3 protein-coding genes and 2 pseudogenes are annotated in these 6,755 nt (G+C 64.7%); 3 read left to right on the top strand and 2 right to left on the bottom strand.

What is annotated here, in order from left to right; all coding sequences use genetic code 11:
* The first annotated feature begins 124 nt into the window (after window positions 1–124).
* Complete coding sequence (locus tag ME121_RS32095) at window positions 125–1,021, top strand: LysR substrate-binding domain-containing protein (protein ID WP_043387815.1); 897 nt, start codon at window positions 125–127, stop codon at window positions 1,019–1,021.
* Window positions 1,022–1,069: 48 nt separating this feature from the next.
* Here the strand turns inward: ME121_RS32095 and ME121_RS32090 are convergent.
* Both ME121_RS32090 and ME121_RS34760 read right to left on the bottom strand, forming a co-directional pair.
* Window positions 1,070–1,504: pseudogene (locus tag ME121_RS32090) on the bottom strand (potassium channel family protein); the annotation flags it as partial.
* A pseudogene (locus ME121_RS34760) lies at window positions 1,496–1,899 on the bottom strand (ArsA-related P-loop ATPase); the annotation flags it as partial. The pseudogenes ME121_RS32090 and ME121_RS34760, both read right to left, overlap by 9 nt.
* 402 nt (window positions 1,900–2,301) lie before the next feature.
* On the opposite strand from ME121_RS34760, the gene ME121_RS32085 reads away from it, so the two are divergent.
* Window positions 2,302–3,534, top strand: a complete 1,233-nt coding sequence (locus tag ME121_RS32085; RefSeq protein ID WP_081948791.1) for an efflux RND transporter periplasmic adaptor subunit — start codon at window positions 2,302–2,304, stop codon at window positions 3,532–3,534.
* A gap of 41 nt (window positions 3,535–3,575) precedes the next feature.
* Complete coding sequence (locus ME121_RS32080; RefSeq protein WP_043387813.1) at window positions 3,576–6,704, top strand: multidrug efflux RND transporter permease subunit; 3,129 nt, start codon at window positions 3,576–3,578, stop codon at window positions 6,702–6,704.
* Window positions 6,705–6,755: the final 51 nt, after the last annotated feature.

The following is a 6,755-nucleotide window of genomic DNA, read 5'->3' as shown; positions in this document are numbered from 1 at the left end:
GATAGACACCTGGTCAAAGGGCAATGTGTGTTCCGTCACATCGCGCCATTACGATCAGTGAGGATTTCGCGGAGGCTTGAGGCCGGAGCTTGAGATCCGACCCAGGTGAGCTGATGTGACGGCGATGCCGGGCCCGCCATTGCCTTTCGACCTCGACCTGCTGCGCACGTTCGTCGCCATCGTCGACAACGGGAGCTTCACGCGCGCGGCCAGTAGACTGGGCCTGACGCAGTCGACCGTGTCGCTGCAGATCAAGCGTCTGGAGGACGGCATCTCCCGTCGCCTATTCGACCGGGACGGCCGGGAGCTCAAGCTGACGCCCGAAGGCGAGGTTCTGCTCACCTATGCACGGCAGATGCTCAAGCTCGGTGCAGAGGCCCTTTCCCGGATCGTCACGCCGGAATTGACGGGCCTCGTCAGGCTGGGCACGCCCGAGGATTTCGCGACCACGCACCTGTCGGAGGTTTTGGCGTGTTTTGCTCGCGCCCATCCGCAGGTCGCGCTCCAGGTGAATTGCGACTTCACCGTCAACCTGCTCGACGACTTCTCGAAGGGGAAGTACGACCTGATCCTGTTCAAGCGCGAGCCCCAGGGTCCGAGCGGCGGGACGCGGGTCTGGCGGGAGGTGCTCGATTGGGTCGCGTCACCGCGTCTCGTTGCGGAAGCCGGTGACCCGATCCCGCTCGTCCTCTCGCCGGCGCCGGACGTCTATCGCAAGCGCGCGCTGTCGGCCCTCGATGTCGCCGGACGCGATTGGCGCATCGTCTACACCAGCCCGAGCTTGGCCGGATTGCAGGCCGCCGTGCAAGCCGGGCTCGGGGTGACGGTGTTGCCGACGGAAATGGTCCCTGCGGACATGGTGTCGGTTTCGGGCCGCCTTCAACTGCCTAAGCTCCCCGATACGGAGATCGTCCTCTACCAAGCGCCGGGCCACGTGTCGGCGGCGGCGGAGTTATTGTCGTCGACGATCGTCGCGGCGCTGGAGCGGCGCGTCGTGGCCCCTATGGCTATCGTCCCTTGAGGACATTGGGGCCTGCACCCGACTCGAAGGTTTGCTGCGCTCGCGCCGTCAGTCCGCCCCCTCGTCGGGGATATTCAGGAGGTTGCCGCAAGCCTTGCAGTGCACGGCGTCTGGCTCGTGGCGCTGCAGCCCGCAGGCGTCGCAGGGGAAGCGCACCTTGTAGGGTCGGAACACCACCTGGGCGAGGCGGAAGAACAGCGTCACGCCGCAGATCATCACGAAGACCGAGAGCAATCGTCCCGAGGAGCCCGGCAGTGTGATGTCGCCATAGCCCGTCGTTGTGAGCGAGGTAACGGTGAAGTACAGCGCGTCGACCGGCGTCTGGATGGCCGGGTTGTGATCGTGCTGCGTGGCGTAGACGATGCCCGTCATCGTGAAGACGAACACCACGAGGTTGGTCGCGGCCAGGATCGCGTCCTCGTTCCGGCGGAACAGCCCGCTGTCCCGCCGCAGGTGCTCTAGCAGGTGATAGGTGCGCAGCAGCGGATCATGCTTGCCGATTGCCAGAGGCTTCGGTTGATCACCCAAGCATACGGTTCGATCTGTGCCCGGCGCAAATCCTCCCGGAGCGCGGCCGCCTCCGAGACGGGCGTGGTCTCGGGCAGGGTTACGACAATGACATGGGTGTAGGCGGGATCCCGCAGACGCATGAGAGGGGTGACGATCCTACCCGAGGCGTGCGTGCCGGGTGCGGAGATGAGATCGCGCGTCATCTGGCGGCGATAGGCCCCGGTCGCATCGAGTAGGAGCAGTGTGCGTCTAGTGGGTGCGGCGTCGAGAACGACGAATGCACTGCGCGCCTCCGCGACGATGCGCGAGAAGGCGTGGAATACGGCGGCTTCCTCGGTACAGGGTGAGCGCAGATCCTCGTGCAGCATTTCACCCCACTCAAAGTCTGGTCGCGGTCTGCAACGAAACCTGACTGTATGAGGACGTCTGCCCAGACCTGTTGATGTAGCTCAAGGTAGTCGGCTGCGGTCGGCCTACGCTGTCGAAGATGGTCCGACATCGCGAGATCGCCGGCAGCTCTCGCCAGAGGGGCCCGGACCGGGGATGCTGTGCAGTTAAGTGACAAACCTAATACGAGCAAGGCGCGTTTCGCCAATGCGGCTCATTGAGGAAGTCAATCGACTTTTCTCATCCGCGCGCTTGAAACGGCGAGCGTAGATCACGAACCTATTTATACGGAGATCCGGGCTCCTCTGGTAGTCTCATGTGAGATTGCGATGTCGGATGCTCTCGGAGCGCGCCTCATCAGTGCCAGACCAGAGGATTGTCCGATGCTGTTCCGCATTGGAAGCGAGCCGATACCTGGGCATGAACGCGTAGGTGCGCGCACGCGGAGTCAACTTACGGGCACTGCGGCGATCCTGGTTCTGTTCATCGCATTGATAGGCTGCCAGGACAAACAGGCCGCCTCCTCCGCTCACACAGCAGCGACGGCTCCCGCAGTCAGCATCATCGTCGCGGAGCCGAAGGCCGTAACCCTGGTCAAGGAATTGCCGGGTCGGATCACGCCGATGCGCATCGCCGAGGTACGGCCGCGCGTGTCCGGTATCATCGTCAAGCAAACCTTCGAGCAGGGTAGTCTCGTCAAGGAAGGGACCGTCCTATATCACATCGATCCCAAGCCATTTGAGGTCGAACTCGACGCCGCCAAGGCGGCGCTGGCCAGGGCCGACGCGACACTGTTCCAGGCAAATCGTCAGGAGGATCGCCTGCGGCAGCTCCTCAGCGGGCAGACCACAACCCAGGCGCAGTACGATCTAGCACTGGCGGCAGAAAAGCAGGCCGAAGCGGACGTCGCAGCTCAGAAGGCCGCCGTCCAGCGTGCCCAGCTCAACCTTGACTTCGCAACCCTGCGAGCGCCGATCACCGGGCGGATCGGGCGGGCGCTCGTGACGGAGGGCGCCCTCGTCGGCCAGAACGAGGCCACACACCTCGCCACCATCCAGCAGCTCGATCCCATCTACGCCGACTTCACGCAGTCCGTGACCGAGCTGAACCAGCTCAAGCGCGATCTCAGCGACGGCCGGCTGCAGAAGGTGTCGCCCAACGCCGCCGAGGTGCGCCTCGTATTCGACGATGGCACCCTCTACCCACATTCCGGGCGGCTTCTCTTCTCCGATGTCACGGTCGACCCCGGCACTGGCCAAGTAATCCTGCGCGGCGAATTCCCGAACCCAAACGCGGAACTCTTGCCGGGCACCTACATGCGCGTGCAAATCGAGGAGGGTATCGACGCCGATGCCATCGTGCTGCCGCAGCAGGCGATCCAGCGCAACAATGCCGGCGGCAGCGAGGTCTACGTCGTCAACGACGAGGGCCGCGCCGTACTGCAGCCGGTGCGTGTCGGCCGCACGCTCGGCAACGAGATCGTGGTCGAGGACGGGCTGAAGCCCGGCTATCGCGTCGTCGTCGAGGGCTTCCAGAAGTTCACGCCCGGCAGTGTGGTGCAACCCGTGCCGTGGTTGCCAGCCAAGCAGGCGGCGGCGCAAGCCCGACCGAACTGATCCCTTTCCAAGCGCCCCGCTCCCTCCGGAGGCCTGCCGCCATGCCCGGCTTCTTCATCGCGCGTCCGATCTTCGCCTGGGTGGTGGCGATCTTCATCTGCCTAGGCGGACTGCTCGCGCTGCCGTTCCTACCGGTCGCGCAGTATCCGGTGATCGCGCCACCCTCGATCTCGATCTCGACCGTCTACCCCGGAGCCTCGACCCAGAACCTCTACTTCAGTGTCACCCGGCTGATCGAGGAGGAGCTGAATGGGGCCGCCAACGTCCTCAACTACGAGTCGACGAGCGACACCACCGGCGAGGTCGAGATCATCGTCAACTTCCAGCCCGGAACCGACATCGCGCTGGCCGCCGTCGATGTCCAGAACCGTATCAAGCGCATCGAACCACGCCTGCCGGAGGCGGTCCGCGAGCAAGGCATCCTCATCGTCGAGGCGAGCAGCGCCATCCTACAGTTCGTGACGCTCACCTCCAGCGACGGCAGCCTCGACGAGGTCGGCCTTGGCGATGTCGCCACCCGCAACGTGCTGCCGGAGCTGCGGCGTCTCCTTGGTGTCGGCCGGGCGCGCCTGTTCTCGACCGAACGTGCGATGCGGGTCTGGCTCGATCCGGACAAGATGCTCGGCGTCAACCTGACCGCGCAGGATGTCGAGGACGCGATCAAGGCGCAGAACGCGCAGGTCGCCTCGGGCTTGCTCGGCGTGCAACCGAGCCCGAGAGCTCAGCGCACGCAGAACATGGTGCTGGTGAAGGGCCAGCTCGAGTCGCCCGAGGATTTCGGCTCAATCGTGCTGCGCGCCAACCCGAACGGCTCCACCGTGCGCCTGCGCGACGTCGCACGACTGGAAGTCGGCGGCCTATCCTACGCCTTCTCAACCCGCCTGAACGGCAAGCCCGCGGCCGCCATCGCCGTGCAGCTCGCGCCGACCGGCAATGCGCTCGCCACCGGCAAGGCGGTGAAGGCCAAGATGGAGCAGCTCGCCCGCTTCTTCCCGCCGGGCCTCAAGTACGAGATCTCCTACGATGTCACGCCGGTGATCACGGCGTCGGTCAAGAAGGTGCTGCTGACGCTCGCCGAGGCGGTGGTGCTCGTCTTCGTCGTCATGTTCCTGTTCCTGCAGAACTTCCGCTACACGCTGATCCCGACCATCGTGGTGCCGATCGCGCTGCTCGGCACCTGCGTCTCCCTTCTCCTGATGGGCTTCTCGATCAACGTGCTCACCATGTTCGGCATGGTGCTGGCCATCGGCATCCTCGTGGATGACGCCATCGTGGTGGTCGAGAACGTCGAGCGCATCATGGCCGAGGAGGGCCTCTCGCCGAGAGCGGCCACCGAGAAGGCCATGGGTCAGATCACGGGCGCCGTGATCGGCATCACGCTCGTCTTGATGGCGGTGTTCGTGCCGATGGCGTTCTTTCCCGGCTCGGTCGGCATCATGTACCAGCAGTTCTCGGCCGCCATGGTCGTGTCGATCGGCTTCTCCGCCTTCTTGGCGCTGTCGCTCACCCCGGCTCTGTGTGCCACGATGCTGAAGCCGATCGCTAAGGGGCACGGTCACGCCAAGGAGGGCGTTTTCGGCTGGTTCAACCGCAGCCTGGACTGGCTGACGCGCCGCTACGGCACCACGACGCGCTGGATGGTGGCGCGCTCGGGCCGCTTCATGCTGCTCTACTTGGCATTGCTGGGCGGCCTCGGCTACGCCCTTTGGCGGCTGCCTGCGGGCTTCGTGCCAATCGACGACCAGGGCTTCGTCATGGCCGACGTTCTGGCACCTTCGGACGCGAGTGCGAATCGGACGCTCGATGTTGTCCGCTCGGTGGAGGAACAGCTCGCCGGAACGCCGGGCGTCGACAAGCTCACGTTCATCACGGGCTTCAGCTTTTTCGGTCAAGGCGCGATGACGGCACAGGCCTTCGTCACCCTGAAGGACTGGTCGGAGCGCGATGCCGATCAGAGTTCCGCGGCCATCATCGACCGGAGCAATGAGACTTTCGTAGGCTTGCGTGACGCGGAGGTGTCCGCGCTCGCCCCACCGCCGATCGCCAATCTCGGCACGACGAGCGGCTTCAGCTTCCGTCTGCAGGACCGCTCGCAGCGTGGCTACGAGGCGCTGATGGCTGCCAAGGATCAGCTTTTGGCGGCCGCTAGCCGCTCGCCGATCCTGCGCGAGGTGACAGTCGAGGGTCTGCCGCCAGCCCCACAGATCCGGCTCGACATCGACCGCGAGAAGGCAGCCGCCCTCGGTGTGACGTTTGCCGATATCAACACCACGCTCTCGGCACAGCTCGGATCCAGCTACGTCAACGACTTCCTCAATCGCGGCCGTATGCAGCGCGTGGTCGTCCAGGCACGTGAGGATAAGCGGGTCAGGCCGGAGGATCTGCTGACGTATAGCGCCCGCAACAGCAGCGGTGCCATGGTGCCGTTCGCCTCGTTTGCTCGGGTCACCTGGGTTGTCGGTCCAACCCAGGTGATCGGCTTCAATGGCTACCCGGCCGTTCGCATTACTGGCAGCCCGGCACAGGGCTACACCAGCGGCGACGCGCTCGCCGAGATGGAACGGTTGACGAGCGAACTGCCGGGCGGCTTCGGCTACGAGTGGACGGGTCAGTCGCTGCAGGAGAAGCTTGCCGGCTCCCAGGCCGCATTCCTGCTCGGGCTCTCGATCCTGTTCGTGTTCCTGTGTCTCGCCGCACTCTACGAGAGCTGGTCGATCCCGTTCGCCGTCATGCTGGTGGTGCCGCTCGGCATCGTCGGCTCTGTGGCGGCCGCCTACCTGCGCGGGCTGCCGAACGACGTCTACTTCACGGTGGGCCTGATCACCATCATCGGTCTGTCAGCCAAGAACGCGATCCTGATCATCGAGTTCGCCAAGGACCTGCGCGCGCAAGGCAAGCCGTTGATCGCGGCGACGCTCGAGGCGGCGGAACTACGCTTCCGGCCGATCGTGATGACGTCGCTGGCCTTCATCCTCGGCGTGGTGCCGCTGGTGATCGCCTCCGGCGCGAGCGCTAAGAGTCAACAGGCCCTTGGCACAGGTGTACTAGGCGGCATGATTACCGCGACTGTGCTCGCCGTGTTCATGGTTCCGATTTTCTTCGTGGTTGTGATGCGGTTCCTCTCGCGGGGACAGAGGACAAGCAAGCCAGAGCTTGCCGACGCCGCTTAGTGGCAGCCGTATCAGCTCGAATTATACGAAGCGCTTCCGCAATGAAGCGGC

Origin of the sequence: Methylobacterium sp. ME121 (assembly GCF_000974725.1) — a bacterium.
Lineage (GTDB): Bacteria > Pseudomonadota > Alphaproteobacteria > Rhizobiales > Beijerinckiaceae > Methylobacterium > Methylobacterium radiotolerans.
Note: the sequence above shows the minus strand (reverse complement) of the source record. Positions and strands in the feature narration are given on the sequence as shown.